Origin of the sequence: Pseudomonas sp. NPDC087814 (assembly GCF_044742865.1) — a bacterium.
Classification (GTDB): domain Bacteria; phylum Pseudomonadota; class Gammaproteobacteria; order Pseudomonadales; family Pseudomonadaceae; genus Aquipseudomonas.
In genome coordinates this window covers 51,750-69,532 of sequence record NZ_JBIUVK010000004.1, presented here as the reverse complement: position 1 = coordinate 69,532, position 17,783 = coordinate 51,750, and the positions used below count along the sequence as shown (strand labels likewise).

Here is a 17,783-nt window from a genome sequence, read left to right as displayed (position 1 = left end):
GCCTCAGGGCTCCAGGCCGATGGGGAAAAATACCCCGCCGCTCCAGACGCCAAGCCAGTTCTTACCGTTGATCGGACGGGTCACCGCCAACTCCACCAACTGATAGAACGCATTGCGATGGACCAAGGCTTCGAGGTTGGTGCGCACCCGCAGGTACGGCGAGGGTTCCTGGGTTTCCGGGTCAATCATCACCCGCAGCGGATGTTCGATACCGGCTTCGACCTGTTCATCGACATTAGTGGTAAAGCGCAGGACTTGGCTCTCGCCCTGCCCTTCGACTTCCAGGGTCACGGCGACAAAGGGCGCGTCATCGACCTTGATCCCGACCTTTTCCACCGGGGTGATCAGGAAATAATCATCGCCATCGCGGCGAATGATATTGGAGAACAGCTTGACCATCGGCTTGCGGCCAATCGGCGTGCCCATGTAGAACCAGGTGCCGTCACGGGCGATGCGCATGTCGATATCGCCGCAAAACGCCGGGTTCCACAGATGCACCGGCGCGGGCCCCTTGCCCTTGGGCAATTGCGCCAACAACTCATTGGCCTTGGCCGAATCGGTCATGCTGCTCTCCTTGTGTCTTACTGATCGCTCATGCCCAACAGGCTGCGCGCGTAGTGCGCCAGGGGCTTGCCGATCAGATCTTCAGGCTTGTTGTCGTGGAACGTCAGTAAACCGCCACGGCTATGGATGCGCACAGTATCAATCAAATACTGGGTACTGGTCTCGATCAACATGACCTGGATGGTTCCGGTGTCGATACCCAGGCGATCCACCGCCTCCTGGTCAGACCATTCATCGGCGTTGCCGATACGGTCATCCGCCTGGGCGAAGCGGCAGTACAGCAGGTAATGCGCACCCGCCGCGCGGGCTTCCGACATCGCCTGCTCGAGGCCTTCCGGCTTGCGGGCGCGGCGGACCATCGGGAAATATTCGACAAAGCCGTTGAAGGCTTCCTCGGCCACCACGTTAGGCCGTGGATAAGCACTGCCCGGCGGGGTGAAGGCGCCCTGGGCGATGAAGACGAAGGAGTCCGGCTGTATGCGGACCGAATTGACGCGGCGAGTATCGCTGTGGTCCAGCAGCCCGGCATCGCTCATCTGATAGCGCGTGCCTTCGGCCATATCACTGACGGTCATGCAGCCACCCAGCGCGAGTGACGCCAGCACCAAAACCAGACTACGCATCCTAATTCTCCAGAGGCCGGTGACGGAAAACCGGCGAATGGGCACGAGATGCAGATTTTGCGCCAGCTTGCGAGACTAGCCGCCGATGATCTTCATGATGGTGGCGCCGCCGGAGAAGGCCACTTCCTGCTTGTCACTCAAGGCCTTGACCAACAAGCGCTGCAAGGCCGGCAGGGCCTGGTGGCGGGGTTTGTCCAGCAGGTCGCCGACGTAGTGGCGGTTGCTCGACGACAGGCAGCCATGCAGCCAGCCAGTGGACGACAGGCGCAAACGCGAACAGGTCCGGCAGAACGGCACGCTTTCGTTGGCAATGACACCGAAGAAACCTTTGCCGGGCACTTCGTAGCGCACGGCAGTGGCGTCCACCGGGGCGTTGGCTTGCAGGTATTCGTACTGTTCGCCGATCAGGCTGAGCAATTGCTGAAGGCTGACGAATTGCTGCAGGAACGCGTTGGAATCGTTGGCGAGGTGGCCCATGCGCATCAATTCGATAAAGCGCAACTCGTAGCCACGCTCCAGGCAGTAGTCGAGCAGCGGCATCACCTGGTCGAGGTTCTGGCCGCGCAGCGGCACCATGTTGACCTTGATCTTGATTCCGGCGGCGCTCGCCTGGTCCATGCCATCGAGCACGGTGGCCAGGTCGCCACCGCGAGCGATGCTGCGGAAGGCGTCGGCGTCCAGGGTGTCGAGGGACACGTTGATCCGGCGAATCCCGGCGTCCACCAGCAGCGGCAGTTTGCGCGCCAGCAGTTGGCCGTTGGTGGTCAGGCTGATATCACTGAGCCCCATCTGCCCCACCGCGCCCATGAAGGCTTCCAGCTTGGGGCTGACCAACGGTTCACCGCCGGTAATCCGCAGGCGCTCGATGCCGGCGGCCTCGATCAGGTACTCGACACCCCGCGCCATCGCCTCGGCCGACAGTTCGTCCTGCGCAGCCACCAGCCGCTTGCCGTTGGGCACGCAGTAGGTACAGGCGTAATTGCAGGCTGAGGTCAGGCTGATCCGCAAATTGCGGAATCGCCTGCCTTGACGATCAACGATCATGGATCACTCCGGCAGAGGATAATTCGGGCGCACTAAAACCTGACTTAAAAATCAAGTTTTAGCAAGGTCCTTGCCTGAGTATATTCCTGGGTTACTGCGCTGGGCAGGAAATCATATCGCCATCACGCTGGCGAATGATTCAAGTGGCCGGCGTTTCGGCGTTCGGCAAATCAGTGCTGTGCTTGCGCTTGTTGCCCATGCGCACGCCGATGTCCATCAGGAACTGGAAGAAACCTTCCTGGTCTTCCAGCACATTGCTCCAGAACGGCGAGTGGTACAACGCCACGGCGCCGTGCACCAACGCCCAGGCGGCGCAGTAGTGGAAATACGGTGGCACGTCTTCGAGCTTGCCTTCGCTGATACGGCCCTTGATCAGCAGGGTCAGGCGTTCGAAGTTCGAGGCACGGATCTTGTGCAGCTCCTCGACCATTTCCGGCACCTGATGGCCCTTCACCACTTTTTCTTCCAGGCGATCAAACAAGCGGTAGCGCTGCGGGTCACGCATGCGGAACTCGAAGTAGGCGCGGGACAGCGCTTCCTTGTCCTTGTCGACATCGGCCGAGTGCAGCAGCTCGTTCAGGTCGCGCTCGTAGTCGAGCATCAGGCGCAGGTAGATCTCGGCCTTGGACTTGAAGTGCTTGTAGATGGTGCCTTTGCCGATACCCACGGCATCCGCAATCATCTCGACGGTGACGCTGTCTTCACCCTGGTCGAGGAACAGCTTGAGTGCGGTGTCGAGAATTTCCTGCTCGCGGCGGCGAAACTCACGGACCTTGCGGGGTTCTTTGTGCATAAGAAAAAGGTCTGCAGAGATGGATATTGGAAGGGCGTTCGCTCCCCAAGCCGTGCTTGTCGGAACGTTTTACCCGGTGCGCGGGATTATCCCGACTGAACGGTCGTTGGGCAACGCCTATATGAACAACCTTTGCACTTAACTTACAACACGCCAACGAATGTGCCGATTCGAGTCAGAAATAAAACAGGTGATTGGCGCGTGTGCATCGCATCCAATGAGAACTCAACCGAAGCGGGCGTATTCCAAATCTGTTTAAAAAACGATCAGATGTGGCTGGACTGAATCGGATACTGATCAATACTTGAAATGTCGGCGTGGCATCTCCCCCAAGTGACGCGTCGACCTGGGTACCGACGGACTGCGTACCCTTGTTTTACTCCTAATGGTCTTAGCCCGGATTCACCCCCCAGAACCCGGGTTTTTTTTGCCTGCGATTCAGTGGCCGACGTGGGCCAGCGGGAACAGGCGCTTGAAGTTTTCGGTGGTCTGTTCGGCAAAGCGCTCGTAGGACTCGCCCCGCAGCATCGCCAGGTAATCCGCCACATCCCGTACGTATTCCGGCAGGTTGGGTTTACCGCGATGGGGAATTGGCGCCAGGTACGGCGAATCGGTTTCCACCAGCAGGCGGTCTGCCGGGACCTGGCGCGCGACATCGCGCAGGGCATCGGCGTTGCGGAAGGTCACGATGCCCGACAAGGAAATGTAGAAACCAAGGTCCAGCGCGGCCTTGGCCATGTCCCAGTCTTCAGTGAAGCAATGCAGCACACCAGCCTGGGGCAGCGCGGCTTCGCGCAGCAGGGTCAGGGTGTCGGCACGGGCGCCACGGGTGTGGACGATCACCGGCTTGCCAGTCTGCCGGGCGGCTTGCAGGTGCAGACGGAACGACGCCTGCTGCAACTCGGCAGCTTCCGGTTCGTAGTGGTAATCCAGGCCGGTCTCACCGATGGCCACCACGCGCGGGTGATTGAGTTCACCGAGCAGCCAGTCGAGGGCCGGGGCTTCGCCGGGCTTGAGGTCCAGCGGGTGAATGCCCACCGAGCAGTCGACATCGGCATAACGATCGGCCAGGGCTTTGACGTCGGCGGCGTTTTCCGCGCTGACGCCGATGCACAGGAAGTGCCCTACCCCGCGCTGGCGCGCAGCTTCAAGGGCGGCGTCGAGGGAGCCGCCGTGCTGGGCCAGGTCGAGGCGATCAAGGTGGCAATGGGAATCTACGAGCATAGGGATCTACAACTTGAGTCACGGAAAGTGTCTGGCCAACGATACACCCGTCGGCCACTGAAATTAACGGCGGCCGAGCAAACCGACCCACTGCACCAGCAAGGCCTCAAGCAACAGCACGCGATTGAGGTTGGCCTTGCCGAGGACCTTCTGGCGTTGGGCGAGGATCCAGTCCTGGATGTTCAGCACCTTGTCCTGGGCGCTCTTCTGCGCCAGGTATTGCACGACTTTGCGCATGTCCGGCAGCCCAAGGCCGTTTTCGTCCTGGGTCAGCTGGTAGCGCAGGATCAGGCTCGACCAGTCGCAAAACCAGTCGAACAGCAGCAGCAAGGGAATGTCTTTCCAGGCGCTTTCGGCCAGTTGCGTGGCCGACACTTCCTGCTTGAGCAGTTTCTTCACCCCGTCCACCACCAGCGCACGCTGTTCACGCACGCCCTGGGCCTGGAGCTTGACCGCCGCCAGGGGCGAACCGGCCGCCAGGGTCAGCAACTCGACGCGCTCCGCCTCGCCGCAGTCCGGCAACGCCTGGGCCAGCCACTGCAAGCTCATGGCTTCGCTCGGCAACGGGCAGGCCTGCTGCACGCAGCGGCTGCGAATGGTCGGCAGCAGGCGGCTGGACTGGTGGCTGACCAGCAGCAGCACGGTATCGCCGGACGGTTCTTCCAGGCTCTTGAGCAAGGCGTTGGCGGCGTTGATGTTCATCGACTCCACCGGTTCGATCAGCACCACCTTGCGCCCGCCCATCTGCGCGGTCTGCACCACGAAGCTGACCAGATCACGCACCTGGTCGACCTTGATCGCCTTGTCGGCCTCTTCCGGTTCCAGCAGATAGTTGTCCGGGTGGCTACCGGCCTTGAGCAGCATGCAGGATTTACATTCGCCGCAGGCTTCCAGGCCGTTGGGCCGCTGGCACAACAAGCTGGCCATCAGCCGCTCGGCCAGGGCGCGCTTGCCGATGCCCACCGGGCCGTGGAGCAGGTAGGCGTGGGCGTGCTGGGCACGGCCCGCCAGTTGCTGCCAGAGGCTGTCCTGCCATGGATAGGCTTCAGCCACGGACACGCTCCACAAGCTTCGGCAACAGGGCGTCAATGCACTGCTGAACCTGAGTCAACGGTTGTGCGGCGTCCAACAGGTAGTAACGAGCGGGGTCGGCTTCGGCGCGCTTGAGAAACGCGCCGCGCACAGCTTCAAAAAAGGCTCGGGTTTCCAGTTCGAAACGATCGAGGCGACCCCGGGCGGTGGCACGGGCCATGCCGACTTCCACCGGGAGATCGAACACCAGGGTCAGGTCGGGCCGCAAATCGCCCTGGACGAAGGTTTCCAAGGCCGCAATGCGCTCCAGGGACAACCCACGGCCGCCGCCCTGATAGGCATAGGTGGAATCTTGTTTTCGGTTTTTCAAAAACGTCAACATCAGAAAATTATAACCCTTTTCACAAAAAGGTAAACGTGCTCAAATCCCCGTACCACAAGGCTTGAGCCGAAAACAGGAGTCCACCGTGAGAACCATTATCGGCCTTGCCGCCCTAGCCAGATCCGGCAAAGACACCGTAGCTTCGATGCTTCTGAGCATCCCGGGGGTAGCCGCCTTTGCTCTGGCTGACCCACTCAAAATGGGATGCCAAGCGTTGTTCGGCCTGACAGACGCAGAGGCGTGGCAGGACGACATAAAGGAAGAAACCATCGAGCTCTGGGGCCGTTCGCCTCGGGCGTTCTTTCAAACGGTGGGTACTGAATGGATGCGCCATCATAACGCAGAGCATTGGTTAATGAGAGCTGCGAGGGAGATCAATCCCCCAGAGCGCCCACAAACCCCTGCAACACCCGCAAACCTCAGCGCCCCGGACGCTCCATTCCTGCTGGCAGCTCAGGCGATTTTCGACTTCAGCGACGACCAGATTTGGAACTCGGAGTCCTACATGACTCTCGACAGCTACTGGGGCCTCTCCCCTGCCGATGCCGTAGCGCTGCTCAAACGTCACGCTTATGACCTGTACCCGGACTTCGATGCCCTGCGCAGTCACCGCCCTGTCAGCAAGCCGACCCCGCGCGGACAGATTCCGGCTAACGCGAGAACAATCATCTTCAAGGACATCCGCTTTGAAAACGAAGCTGCGTTCCTTCGAGCGCACAACGGTGAGATCTGGCACATCACCAGACCAAACCTGCAGAAAATCAACGCCCACTCCTCAGAGCTTGGCATCGCCCAGGCCTCCGGCGATCTGTGTCTAATCAATGATGGCACCCTGGAAGACCTCAAGACCCGTGTAGCGGAGGCCTGGCAATCCCACGTCCATCGCCAGTCGCCTACAACAAACAACACCGAAGCCAACTCAGAAACCAGCCGCACCGGAGGCCGCAACTGATGTCTGCCTTCGACCACAGCATTACCGAAGTAATGACCTCCACTGGCCGGAAGGTGGAGTGCTCATACCTGAGCAACCCGAACTACGATCCAACCAGTAACGTCTGCGCCTGTCTCCACTGGTTGTTCCTTCTTTATTGCCCTGCCAGAAACCACGCACGGGCTTACCTGCTGCGCGATGCCATCAACCTCTTTGTGGACTTTGCGCACCTTCACAACTCGAACAACCCCGAACCCCTGCATATCAAGATGTACACGGACATCAACGCAGAGATCTTCAACCGCTACATCGAGTACGTAAAAGACCTGGGCGATACACCCGCCAAGCCGGAAATTTTCAAAACCGCAGCCAAAGTCGTACCGGAAGAAACCGGCAAGCTTCCGCCGCTGACGCTGCCAATCGTGCCCCTGCCGCCCAAGACCGGCAAGAACCCGCCTTTGTCCGCCGAGGGCCTCAACTCTTTGGAGGAAGCACTGACGGCGCACGTCAACGTCCTCTGGGACAAGATGTTGTTCCGCGAAGTGGTGGAAAGCGTCCAGCCATATACCGCCGATGAGATCAACGACCAAGTATTCCCAGTTCGGACTCGGGTCAGGATGCTGCAGTCCTTTCACTACCAGCGTGTAAACGACATCAAGCCCAAAAAACAAGTTTGGCTGAAGCGACTCTCCGAATCCACGGATCCGGAACTTCGCGAGCTCACGCTCACCCCCGAAACGGCGATGCAACGCCTCAGAGCGATCTACGAACGGGAGCTGAGAAGTCTTCCCTCATTCGACACGGGGGAAGATCCCCTCGCGGGCATTCCCATGAGCTACTGGCAGCCTGACTACCACCGCGTGATCAAGACCTTCCTCACTCAGGGCTACCCGTTCGAGATGTCTTTGGATTACCTCTACAACGAGCTGCGCAGAAAAAATTTGAATGCTCACGGGGTGGGCTGCCAGGACGTCATCAAGCTGCTTCTGTACCGGTTCACTGTGGCGAACCGTGAAGAGTCGCTGTTCCTGCCTATGGTCGACGAAGTACTTGGGTACTACTACCCGACAGTTGTCGACATGACCGCCATTCTGCTCTTCATGATGTTCCAGTCGGGGTGGAACAAAGAGACAGCTCTGTCGCTGGATAAAGACAATTTCGAGCACCTCCTGACCGGCACCATTGATGAAGCAGTTAAGGTCGTGTTCGCGGAGAAAGCACGCTCCCAGGGGAATGACAAGCCTTACTTCTCAGCTAAACGCATCGAGATCCCCACAAGCGGCGATGATCCTTACTCGTTCTACAACCTGATCCGGCTGGCCAAGCACCTGGCCGCTCCCCTGTCCCCTTACCCGATCGATCAGATCCCAGTGGACATGACGGAAGACCAGATGAACCCGCTGTTCCTCTGCTTGCGCCTGCGAGAAGACTGGAGCCGGGGTGGCCGCCTAACTTCCATCGCTCATCCCAAAACGTTCCGCGTGTGCGTGCAGCATTTCCTTCAGCAGTACGAAGTCATGGAAAACGGCAAGAGACTGACGAGTGCCAGTGAACTGACTCGACGCCTGCGCCCTACCTGGCTGCTTTATAAGAAGCGGGACAACCCCATTGCACTGCTATCCATGACGATGGGCCATGAAAGTCGGGACACGACGGATATGTTCTACGACAACTCTGCAGTCGCTCACCAGGAGCGCCTGCAACGCTTGCGTAGTGAGTTGGAGGCCATCATCGAGCTGCTGCGGGCCCGCAGATTCAAAGGGATGCTGAGCAAGCATACTCAAGCGCTGGCCGCAGCTATGTGGAAGGTTTTCCATATCCCCGGCCAACTCAAGGCGTTGTGGGGCTGTGCGGATCAAACCAAGCCGAACTGGGTCGGCTCCGAGATCATTGCCACGACTGGCAAGAAGTGCTGGAAGATCAAGGAGTGCATTTTCTGCTCTCAACTTCGGATTTTCCAAGACTCCCTTCCCTACCTGATGGAGCGTGATGCGCACCTGAGCGAGCTGCTGGAATCTGGCGCCGGCGGGTTCTCTTCTCGGTTTGTGAAAGAGCAAGAAGCTATCAGGTTCATCCTCGACGAATGGGGTGATTACGACGAGATCAAGCAAGCCGCTCGCTACCGCCGTAACAATGGCCCGCTGCTCCCGCGCGACCTCGATTTGTTGGAAATCATCTTTGAAAGTGAGGTGCACAATGCCTAACAACAATTTCACCTCCTTCTCGATTCAGCCTGACGGCGCCCTGATCGAAGACGAGCGAATCCAGCCAGCGACCACTGCCGAGGTCAGCCAGGAAGGCACTCAACCAGAAGCCAAAGCCAAAGCCAAAGCCAAAGCCAAAGCCAAAGCCAAAGCCAAAAAGCCTGGCCAGCCTACGCAAGCACGCGACAAATCCAGCCACGAAGACACTGAAGCAGCTGAAGACACCGAGGCCACCGAAAACATTATCGATGCAGACGCTCAAGCGATCCTGGATGACATCAATGAAGATTACTCGGAGGCCCTTCTTGAGGAGCTTGAAGCACTTCAAGAGGAGCTGACGTCCAAGGCGTCACTGCCATCGATGTCGCTGGCCAACAAGATCGCCGAGATGGGCGAGGACTTCCCGGTTAGCAACGGTGTTAGCTATGGGGCTGCCATGTGGTCATTGCCCCACGGGCCTCACGCGCATCCGAACAACATCCGATTTGATCGCGAACTCCCGGGCTCCAATGATCTCAAGCGCGCGCTGACATATCACACCATCCCTGCGTTCTCGCCGTTCAGTTATATCCGCTCGAACACCACGACCAAGGCATTCGGCAACGAGTACGCGATCGTCGAGCAGTATATCTTCAAAGATAACGGCCTCACTGCCGAGCCTCAGCATATCGCTCTGATCTCAATGCCGATGATCAACCAGGCTTTTGAGCGTGCCAAAGCCAGCACGGCGAAGCATCACTATTTCGCGCTCTTCAAGCACATGCGCTTCTGGGCCAGGCTATCCGAACAGAAGCTGCTCCCAGAAGCGCTTCGACTGGATGTCTCGTCAGAGCACATCGACATCCCAGAGCGCCGAAAGGAAGTGGTACAGAATCGCTTCAACGGCGCAATCGAAAGCTGGATCGCGTATTCGGAAGAGGATCTGGAGATTCTCATGGAGTACGCCTTCTTCTGGCTTGAACGCGTCATGCCCAAAGCGGAGGCGCTCAAGGACTATCTAGTGGAAAGCAAGTTTGCGTTCCTCAAAGACCTAGTGGTTACTCGACGGGAGCGTCTGCCGGAGCTGGAATCCCTGTGCAACATCGAAGTCGATGGAAAAACAGTGATGTCGCCCAAGGTGCACGAACATTACAAGGACGACCTGCCGCACCTTACCTATAGCTGGGTGACTGGCTACGGCAAAGTTCTGGATGGCATTCGCAACTCGATCTTCATCCTCGTCGCTCTGGTGACCGGTGCGCGCAAGGGTGAATTGGCAGCGATGCATTTCTCTCATGTCACGCAAGATCATAACGGCGACTACTGGCTGAAGATCACTCGCTGGAAGACCGCTGCCAGTCCGAAGCACGGTGAAGAGGACATCCTCCCCCTACCCCGTTTCGTCGGAGACATGATCCGCAAGTATGAGCAGTTGCGATCGATTCCTCCATTTGTGAAGGAAGGCTGGTTGTTTCAGCCTATGCGCTCAACCAAGGTCGTTAACAGGGCCACCCCCTCTCAGATCACTTCGGTGATTGAGCAGCTCAAAAATGCGTTACCCATCGAGCGGCTGCATTGCCACAGGTTCAGAAAGACAATTGCTGAGATCCTGATCAACCGGGATGAACGCAACATCGACATCATCCGTGCGTTGTTCGGGCACAAGAGCTATGCGATGACGCTTCGGTACATCGCCCGAAATCCGCTCATGGTGCGCAGCGTCGCCCTGGCGATTGAGCAGAACTACGCCCGGGAATTTCACGACATCGTTGCCGGCCTACGGCTTGGTCATTCAGGGGCCGCTGCGCAGCGTATCTACAAGCAAATCCTCAAGCGTCCGGATGAGTTTGCTGGCCAGCAGTTCAAAGTGACTATCGTCTCGTATGTCAGCCACCTGCTGAAGGCTGGCGAGCCTCTCTTCATCCGCCGTACCGCCTTGGGCACGTATTGCCTCTCCGGAGAGCGCTTCACCCCGTCGAACCTGCCCCCTTGCCTGGATGGCAGACAGTTCGACGAGGGCTTGATCATGCCAGACCCTGGTAACTGCAAGCTGGAATGCAAAAAGATCGTCATGCTGGGCTCAGCGAAGCAAGCCCTGACTGACAACATCCAGTTCTACGAGGCGGTACTTGATAACGCTCGTGGGAAGCTCGCACCGAAAGTGGAGTCCGAGCTGCTGCGTCGTATTGCGACGAGCGAAGGTCACCTGAATAACCTCATCAGCACCGGACATTCAGCGTCGACGCACATCGAGGCGCGCCATGTCTAAAGTCAAGCAGGTTCATAACGACGCCGATATCCCAGTACAAGCAGTACCAGAGGACTGTAGCGCAGACGCTCTGTTGGCACAGGCTGCTGCTCAAGCCGACCGCCGCCAGGTCATCAAGGACATCATCGTCTCGCATTACACGTCCGGAGCTATCCACAAACTCAAGCTGAAGGATGTAGCTAAGCGCGCTGGCATTACGCGTCAAGCTTTGGATCGCTACTACTCCGAGTTCAAGCCGTATATCGCTGGCAAGAAGGATGTGACTGACCTTGTGGATGGCACGGCGGCCAAGGCGAAGGTGGAAACCCAGGCCACCATCAATGCCACTGACGCGAAATGGAAGGCACGTCTTGATCAGGTTCTCGTGGAGCGAGACAAGGAGATTGCCAAGGCCATCAACAGCCATGTCAGTACGCTGATGAACGACGACATCGCCATGTTCGAAAGCAATCAGTTGCGTAAGTCTTTGGAGAAACAAACCCTGCACGCGGTCGAGCTCACGAAGAAAAACGCCCTACTGGAGCTCAAGCTTGCTACATCCTTCCAGCGGGAAGCACCGCTGCAGAGCGCATCGAGCCGGGACAAGATCATCTACGATGTCGACATCGAGCAGCTGTGCATCCATTACCAACGTACGAAGAGCCTGGATGATTTCGAGGATGCGAAGGAGGCGGAGCTCATAGCCATCAGGGAAAAATTTGCTCGGTTCACATCCATGCCCGATGTCCATGTGGTGCTGTTTGCAGACAGGTACGTTTCCAGGTTCAACAAGTTCGCCGAGCGGTATACAACCTTGCCCGACGAGACCTGCCTGATCATCCGCCTGCCCTTATTCTCCCGAGCGGAGATCAACAACTTCATCAAGCACATACCTCCCGCCTTCAAGAAATCGCTGCATGTCCCCTACATGCCGCTGGACACTGAGCGTAAAGCGCAAAGAGTGTTCATTTATCAGCGCAACGCTTTGCCCGAGCAGGAGATCCGGGCTGCCGATAGTGCTGACACACCCAGCATGACTTGGGGCTTAGACGAAATCGTCTCTTTCAAAGTACAGGTAGGAGACTGATCGTGAGTGATAAAACGAATCCGACTAAAGCTTCTGCTGGCCTGCGCATCACGACACAGCAGGTCTCCTACAACAGCCTGGAGCTGGGAATGCAGGTCAGCCATTGTATCCTCATCGCCCAGCAGAACAAGAAACAGGTTCTTTTGAGCCACCCTAACCTGTTCCTGTACAAGCACACTCGCTCGTCGATGGCGTCATCAACACGCCATGCCACCCTTATTTCCATGTTCTACCGGTTTCTGTCGACACAGCCGAAAATGAAGAACGTGGATCTGGGTTATTACCATGCTTTGGCGGACAACAAAGACATCTGCCGATGGCAAGTACAACGGCAGCTTGAGCGGCTCAAAAGGAATTCCCCGAAGCCGTCGTCAGAGACCATCTTCGAAGACGCGAAAGTACTGCTGATTTTCTTCAGGTGGCTGAACGAACATGGTTATGTGACTAACGTCAATGTGCAGACCAGAACCTGGCGGGCGAATTTCCGCAGTGGGCGCATGCTCAACTATATCAATCGGATTGCTCCGTCGAGGATCAGCTCGGCGAACATTCGGGTTTTGGACAAGCAAAGTCGGCAGAAACAGTACGATTTTCTGATTACTGACGATGAGATAAAGCTGCTATTGCAGTCCTACTCAGACCCAGTGTACGCGTCTATTTTTCTTCTCGCGCTGGGTACCGCGATGCGCCCGATGGACTTGGTCAGATTTCCATACTTAGGCAATGCCGAGAACAAGCACATCATGCCGTACTCGAACATGACCAAGGGAACTGTGACCACACAGTACACGGTTTACAACAGCAAAGGGGGCAAGGATCGTGAAATCACCATACACATGGATGATCTCAAAGCTCTCGAAGAAAACTACATCATTCCCCACTATGCCGTTCGTAAACAGCTCTATAAGAAGCGGTTCAAACAAAACTGTCCGCCCGATGTATTATTTCTGACCTCCCGGGGGATACCGGTCGATGTCGACAAGATTGCGTCTCGAACTTACGATGCGAAGAACAACGCCGCGAAGATCGACAGCAATTTCAGGTCTCACATCAATTTCTACCAGACCAGGCACTGGTGGCCAACTCAGTACCTCATAGCTTTCTTTGGCGACCGATTGCTGACGGAAAACCTGGAGGTGCTCTACCTGGCTGCCGCCCAAGCGCTAACCAGGCAGATGGGTCATGAAGATGTCGCCACCACGTACAAATTCTACGTGAGCATGGCCCGCGTCCTCATGTTCGCTCACAAAGGCCACGCGCTGGATCTAATCCGTGCGCCTGAACATTCTGTATCCAGCTTCATAAAAAATCTGCGCCCGATTGACCGGAACAAGTTGGTTGAGGATGGAGACGAGCAAGGAGGCAGGGCTGCGTAGCGTAAATAGGGGCCTTGTGAACCGACACCTGGCCATTCGCGACAGCCCCCTGCTTCCAGCTAAACCACGCTGATGGTTGCTTGAACATTGAGGTCAAGGATGTGTGCGGCCAGGTGGAATGCATCTACGTCCAAATGCTTCAGCCGTCGGTATCGTCGCGATGAGCTCGACCAGTTCAAGCTCGTTGATATTTCGAGGCGGTGATGGCCTTCACTCCAGGCCTAAGCTCCCCGGACTCTTGGTTCCCTTGACCTCCTAGCATCCTTCTACTAGGCAGAGTGAGGTTCTCATCGGCAACCACGGCCTTCTACGACTGACCACTTCCAGTCCCGATATCGGTCAGACGCGAGCTGCCATCTTCCACCCGTGCCCCAACCACAAACCAGCGGTTCGATGTGCGAGCGTTCAAACCCAAGACGCTCAGCCCCCCCCCTTGAGCGAAGCCATCCTCCCGGGCAGCAGGTGTAGCTCTGCTTTTGAGTGCGAATGAATCGAGCAAATGTGCTGGGGAGAAGCAGTGGCCTTTTGATGGCAAATGCTTGTAGGATCGCTATTCTCGCTTTTCAACGACACCAATACTCAAGGATCGAAAATGCTGGAAAGAAAAGCTTTGATTGAAGAGATTACCTCTCATTTTTCATTCCTCCAACTCTTTATAGAAACCAGCTCAACTTCTGGGCTAGTTGACGTGAACATCATAAGCGAAGACTTTGTTGCTAGCATTCTGAATGCATCTCACAAATGGAATCTGGCAAATATCAACCACATATCCCCAAACACCAAATGCATTGATTTATTGGACACGGACAACCGAATAGGCGTACAAGTTAGCTCCCGAATAGATTCGAGCAAAATCAAATCTACGATAGTGGCTTGATCGAAAGCGAAAATCGCGAAAAAATTGACGAGCTATTCTTTTTCTCCTTAAAGCTAAACCAGGCCAGACCCGGCAATATTAAAGTCGAATGCCCAGGCGTAAAGTTTACGACCCAAAACATCTTGGACTTCAACTCAGTGCTACGCAAGACACAAGCTTTGTCTACAGGAACTGATGACCTGAGATTGATGCGCGACATTGTAGTCAAGCATTTCTCCGAAATACCTAAACGCATTATCAAAGCCGCTACAACAATGAGTAGTTGGCTGTCAAAATTTGACAACTCCGTCATTGGGGAGACGCTAGAGAAACTCCTAGGTCGTTCTTTTGAAACAGGCGAGACAATCAAAGCCCAAGTCATTCTTTTGATCGAAAAAAACGAAATAAGCCAGGCCAAGGAGCTGCTGGACAACTTGGCCAAAGCCAGTAAGAGCATGGCAGCGCAGGATTTCGTTGATATTGCAAATCTCTACACTCTGTTAAACTCCGACCAAGCCGACATCTATTACGCCCATGCGGCCACCCTAGATCCTGACAGCGTCAAAGAGGCTAACCTTTATGCAATTGGCCTAATGCACCGAGGAAGACTGCCAGAGGCCGAGAAGGTATTCAAAGACTGTCTGAGCAAAAAAAACATTACACCTAAAGAGCGAGAGGCGGTACTTGGCAACCTTGGGTTTCTTTACAAGAACAATGCGCGATTCCCCGAATGTATTAAAGCCTTTAAAGAAGCACTTGTGATATCCGACAGCATTGATCACAAGATCGGTAGAATCAAACACTTAAATGGACTTGGCAGCTGCTATCAAAACTAGAAAACACGGAGCTATCTGGAAAATATTTCTACGAGGCCAAGTCGTTATTGGACGAGATGTTGAACAACTCAAACAGCCACATTGAAAAGAAAGAGCTGCGCTACATAAAATCCAATTTGTTGACAAATCTTGCTATTCGCCTGAAGCATATGGCCGAAATCTCCAATGACGAGAGCCTACTTAGTCAGGCATTGGACATCTTGGGCCAGGCCATCGACCTAGCAGAAATGATGGAAGATTCAAAAAGTTTGCTGAAGCACTATGGCAATAGTGCAAACATCTACCAGAGGCTCAAAAACCTGCCAAAATCACGCGAGTACAATAAAAAAGCCTATGACCTATCCATCCAGGAAGACGATAGACGGTCACAAGCTGCAGCACTTTTAAATATCGGCCTCGTAGACAAAGACGAAGGCGATCTCGCTTCCGCCAAAGCCAACTTTGAGCTAGCTCTTGAGCGGGAGAACAACGTATATCCGAAGCTTCGAGCGAATGTCCTAGCTAGCTCCGCGCTTGTCTGTAAAGAACTGGGCGATGACCTGCTTGCTCAACAGTACTATGAGCAGGCTGAAAAATTGTATAACGAATGGGGCATGCAGGAATCCCTAAAATCATTAAAAATTAAATTCGCACAACTTGATAGAACAGTGCACTAGCTAGTTCTGCTCTATGGAGTACCTGCCCTCATAGATCAGAGACCCACACATCTGAGCACATTTTAGACAAGCCATTCTCTTAGTATCCTAGCCAGCAAAAAAGGGATCTATGAGGATGGCTTCTCTGAGAGAGGGAAATCGGGAACCCGTCAGCCAGATGTTGCGGACGCGGGTATAGGGAGGCTGGAGTGCTGCAGAACGCCTTGGCGCTGCGCCAGGGAGGCCCAGTTCGCCTGATCTATCTAGGCCTGCCCGGAGCTGGGTTGCCAACCGCAAGAACTGCACTTTACAGTGCTCGTTTCGCTCACTAGGGCCTGGATCATGGAACAGCCAAAACGGACTTTGCACGAGCTCAAAATTGCACTCGCGATCCTTCGTATGAACGCTATAGCGGGGTCTTCCAGCCATCGGGTGATCAGCTCAAGTACGATGTTTTTCTGCTGGAGAAACAGTCCACCTGATACCTTGATTGAGGTGCTTCAGGCCCGTATCACGGGGCGATACGCAATCGACACCTTTGAAGATCTTCTGAAACGGGTTGATGACATCAGCCTGGGACAAAGGGCCGTTGATGTAGAGGCATTTCTGAGCGCCCGGGTGCCCAGCGGAGCTAGCATTTTGTCGGTAGTCAGAAATACTGATTACAAGAGAGCTTTAGAGAAAGCGGTCGATATTCCACAGGAGCTTCACCCGCCCCAAGAATACGGGATACTCTCTAGAGAGACCTCTGACGACTTGCTGTATGACTACAGCTCCGAAGTTTGCTATAGCCGGAAACCTGTAGAACAGATTTACACGACCTATCCAATCTTTTACGGGACGGATCGTCTGCAGGAGCCTGGCCGCACGGTGAAATTTGGAGGGTTCAGAAGCGAAGGCACGATCGCCTACGGAGTCGCTGAGGTCTCTATCCCTCATATTCATCGGGAGGGTAAGCTTGAACGACCCTGGCTGTGGCCTACCCAGACAAAGGGCAATCCCAACAAGCACATCGTCGTCCACAGAAATGCGCTGCTGGCCTTGGATGCGTGGTTCACAAGCGCCAAGGAGTATCTGAGCCATCAAGGAATAGGTCAGGATCCCTCGAAGAAAGAGGGCCTGCTCTTCATCCACGGCTATAACGTCGGCTTCGATGCTGCGCTGTGGCGTGCAGCACAGCTCTGCCACGACCTGAAGTTCCCAGGCCTGATGCTGTGCTTCTCCTGGGCGTCACTGGGTACGCCGGGGGGCTATCCCGCCGATGAAGCGACTGTAGATTGGTCAGCAGCCAATCTCAGGCAGTATTTGACTCATGTGACAGAGCAGCTGGGGTTGTCAGCGCTGCACATCGTGGCACATAGCATGGGCAATAGAGCGCTCCTGTCGGTTCTGGAAAACTGGAAGCACAAGCCTGGCACGACCCCTATCCATCAAATCATCTTGGCGGCGCCAGACGTGGACACCAGCCGGTTCAAACAAATTGGACAGGTCTTCGATACCTTTGAACAAGTAACGCTCTACGCCTCGCGGCATGATAGAGCGATTGCAGTGTCCAGATTCGTTCACAGTTATCCCCGGGCAGGGGACGCCAATCCGCCACTGGTCATGAGCTCTCTGTCCACCGTGGATGTATCTGTAGCGGGTAAAGACATGTTCGGCTTAGGCCACAGCTACATCGCCGATGTGTCCAAGGTATTCCGTGACTTGTTCTACGTCGTCAGGCACCGGCACAAACCTGACCAGCGTGCGGGCATCACGAAGCGAGACGAAGGTTACTGGGAGCTCACATAGCCCGAGCGACGGGCCGATGAAGACGCCCCGGGCAGGTGTCAACCAACCTTGGGTCACGAGAGCCCTGAGCTCTCGGCTACCTGAGGCAAGCTTCCGCAGGCTCAATCGGTAGGCTTTACTTTGAGTTGTCTTGAGATACCTCTCAAAAGGTCGTGCCTTGGTCAGCGGTTGATACGAC

15 protein-coding genes and 1 pseudogene are annotated in these 17,783 nt (G+C 55.8%); 9 read left to right on the top strand and 7 right to left on the bottom strand.

All coding sequences use genetic code 11. From position 1 onward, the window contains the following. Window positions 1-3: 3 nt before the first annotated feature. From ACIOMR_RS04960 to ACIOMR_RS04930, 7 genes and pseudogenes are all read right to left on the bottom strand, one after another. Window positions 4-564, bottom strand: coding sequence for a DUF1285 domain-containing protein (locus ACIOMR_RS04960; RefSeq protein ID WP_102604967.1), 561 nt, complete (start codon window positions 562-564; stop codon window positions 4-6). Between the two features lie 17 nt (window positions 565-581). Continuing rightward, window positions 582-1,187: a DUF4823 domain-containing protein gene (locus ACIOMR_RS04955; RefSeq protein ID WP_004371272.1), complete on the bottom strand. Its 606-nt coding sequence runs from the start codon at window positions 1,185-1,187 to the stop codon at window positions 582-584. A 75-nt stretch (window positions 1,188-1,262) separates the two neighbouring features. Further along, a complete protein-coding gene (locus ACIOMR_RS04950; protein ID WP_401192633.1) occupies window positions 1,263-2,231 on the bottom strand; it encodes a GTP 3',8-cyclase MoaA in 969 nt (322 codons plus the stop codon). Between the two features lie 139 nt (window positions 2,232-2,370). Further along, window positions 2,371-3,024: a TetR/AcrR family transcriptional regulator gene (locus ACIOMR_RS04945; RefSeq protein WP_004371278.1), complete on the bottom strand. Its 654-nt coding sequence runs from the start codon at window positions 3,022-3,024 to the stop codon at window positions 2,371-2,373. A gap of 438 nt (window positions 3,025-3,462) precedes the next feature. Then, window positions 3,463-4,248 carry a TatD family hydrolase gene (locus ACIOMR_RS04940; protein WP_169386005.1) on the bottom strand — a complete coding sequence of 262 codons (786 nt, stop codon included), beginning with the start codon at window positions 4,246-4,248 and terminating at the stop codon, window positions 3,463-3,465. 63 nt (window positions 4,249-4,311) lie between these two features. After that, the gene (locus ACIOMR_RS04935) at window positions 4,312-5,301 is read right to left on the bottom strand and encodes a DNA polymerase III subunit delta' (protein WP_004371282.1); all 990 of its coding nucleotides are present in this window, start codon (window positions 5,299-5,301) and stop codon (window positions 4,312-4,314) included. Beyond that, window positions 5,294-5,650: pseudogene (locus ACIOMR_RS04930) on the bottom strand (dTMP kinase); the annotation flags it as partial. The gene ACIOMR_RS04935 and the pseudogene ACIOMR_RS04930, both read right to left, overlap by 8 nt. Window positions 5,651-5,747: 97 nt before the next feature. On the opposite strand from ACIOMR_RS04930, the gene ACIOMR_RS04925 reads away from it, so the two are divergent. The 9 genes from ACIOMR_RS04925 to ACIOMR_RS04885 all read left to right on the top strand — a co-directional run bounded on the left by ACIOMR_RS04925 (window position 5,748) and on the right by ACIOMR_RS04885 (window position 17,605). Continuing rightward, a complete protein-coding gene (locus ACIOMR_RS04925; protein WP_401192628.1) occupies window positions 5,748-6,614 on the top strand; it encodes a deoxynucleotide monophosphate kinase in 867 nt (288 codons plus the stop codon). Next, entirely contained in the window at window positions 6,614-8,797 is a 2,184-nt protein-coding gene (locus tag ACIOMR_RS04920; RefSeq protein WP_401192625.1) for a hypothetical protein, read from the top strand. Before ACIOMR_RS04925 ends, ACIOMR_RS04920 begins: the two co-directional genes overlap by 1 nt. Then, entirely contained in the window at window positions 8,790-11,045 is a 2,256-nt protein-coding gene (locus ACIOMR_RS04915) for a tyrosine-type recombinase/integrase (protein WP_401192622.1), read from the top strand. The genes ACIOMR_RS04920 and ACIOMR_RS04915 overlap by 8 nt, the downstream gene beginning before the upstream one ends. After that, window positions 11,038-12,111 carry a hypothetical protein gene (locus tag ACIOMR_RS04910; protein WP_401192619.1) on the top strand — a complete coding sequence of 358 codons (1,074 nt, stop codon included), beginning with the start codon at window positions 11,038-11,040 and terminating at the stop codon, window positions 12,109-12,111. The genes ACIOMR_RS04915 and ACIOMR_RS04910 overlap by 8 nt, the downstream gene beginning before the upstream one ends. A gap of 2 nt (window positions 12,112-12,113) precedes the next feature. After that, entirely contained in the window at window positions 12,114-13,487 is a 1,374-nt protein-coding gene (locus ACIOMR_RS04905; protein ID WP_401192616.1) for a site-specific integrase, read from the top strand. Window positions 13,488-14,022: 535 nt separating this feature from the next. Further along, the gene (locus ACIOMR_RS04900; RefSeq protein WP_401192613.1) at window positions 14,023-14,364 is read left to right on the top strand and encodes an SMEK domain-containing protein; all 342 of its coding nucleotides are present in this window, start codon (window positions 14,023-14,025) and stop codon (window positions 14,362-14,364) included. Next, on the top strand, window positions 14,361-15,179 hold the full coding sequence (locus ACIOMR_RS04895) for a tetratricopeptide repeat protein (RefSeq protein ID WP_401192610.1): 819 nt from the start codon (window positions 14,361-14,363) through the stop codon (window positions 15,177-15,179). Before ACIOMR_RS04900 ends, ACIOMR_RS04895 begins: the two co-directional genes overlap by 4 nt. Before the next feature lie 59 nt (window positions 15,180-15,238). Then, on the top strand, window positions 15,239-15,835 hold the full coding sequence (locus tag ACIOMR_RS04890) for a tetratricopeptide repeat protein (RefSeq protein ID WP_401192608.1): 597 nt from the start codon (window positions 15,239-15,241) through the stop codon (window positions 15,833-15,835). Between the two features lie 321 nt (window positions 15,836-16,156). Next, the gene (locus ACIOMR_RS04885) at window positions 16,157-17,605 is read left to right on the top strand and encodes an alpha/beta hydrolase (protein ID WP_401192605.1); all 1,449 of its coding nucleotides are present in this window, start codon (window positions 16,157-16,159) and stop codon (window positions 17,603-17,605) included. Window positions 17,606-17,783 lie beyond the last annotated feature (178 nt).

What these genes read in the sequence shown, in the direction of transcription:
- ACIOMR_RS04900 (WP_401192613.1), top strand. Translation starts at nt 14,023, where the DNA reads ATGCTTGTAGGATCGCTATTCTCGCTTTTCAACGACACCAATACTCAA.
- ACIOMR_RS04945 (WP_004371278.1), bottom strand. Translation starts at nt 3,024, where the DNA reads ATGCACAAAGAACCCCGCAAGGTCCGTGAGTTTCGCCGCCGCGAGCAG.
- ACIOMR_RS04885 (WP_401192605.1), top strand. Translation starts at nt 16,157, where the DNA reads ATGGAACAGCCAAAACGGACTTTGCACGAGCTCAAAATTGCACTCGCG.
- ACIOMR_RS04955 (WP_004371272.1), bottom strand. Translation starts at nt 1,187, where the DNA reads ATGCGTAGTCTGGTTTTGGTGCTGGCGTCACTCGCGCTGGGTGGCTGC.
- ACIOMR_RS04940 (WP_169386005.1), bottom strand. Translation starts at nt 4,248, where the DNA reads ATGCTCGTAGATTCCCATTGCCACCTTGATCGCCTCGACCTGGCCCAG.
- ACIOMR_RS04910 (WP_401192619.1), top strand. Translation starts at nt 11,038, where the DNA reads ATGTCTAAAGTCAAGCAGGTTCATAACGACGCCGATATCCCAGTACAA.
- ACIOMR_RS04960 (WP_102604967.1), bottom strand. Translation starts at nt 564, where the DNA reads ATGACCGATTCGGCCAAGGCCAATGAGTTGTTGGCGCAATTGCCCAAG.
- ACIOMR_RS04915 (WP_401192622.1), top strand. Translation starts at nt 8,790, where the DNA reads ATGCCTAACAACAATTTCACCTCCTTCTCGATTCAGCCTGACGGCGCC.
- ACIOMR_RS04920 (WP_401192625.1), top strand. Translation starts at nt 6,614, where the DNA reads ATGTCTGCCTTCGACCACAGCATTACCGAAGTAATGACCTCCACTGGC.
- ACIOMR_RS04950 (WP_401192633.1), bottom strand. Translation starts at nt 2,231, where the DNA reads ATGATCGTTGATCGTCAAGGCAGGCGATTCCGCAATTTGCGGATCAGC.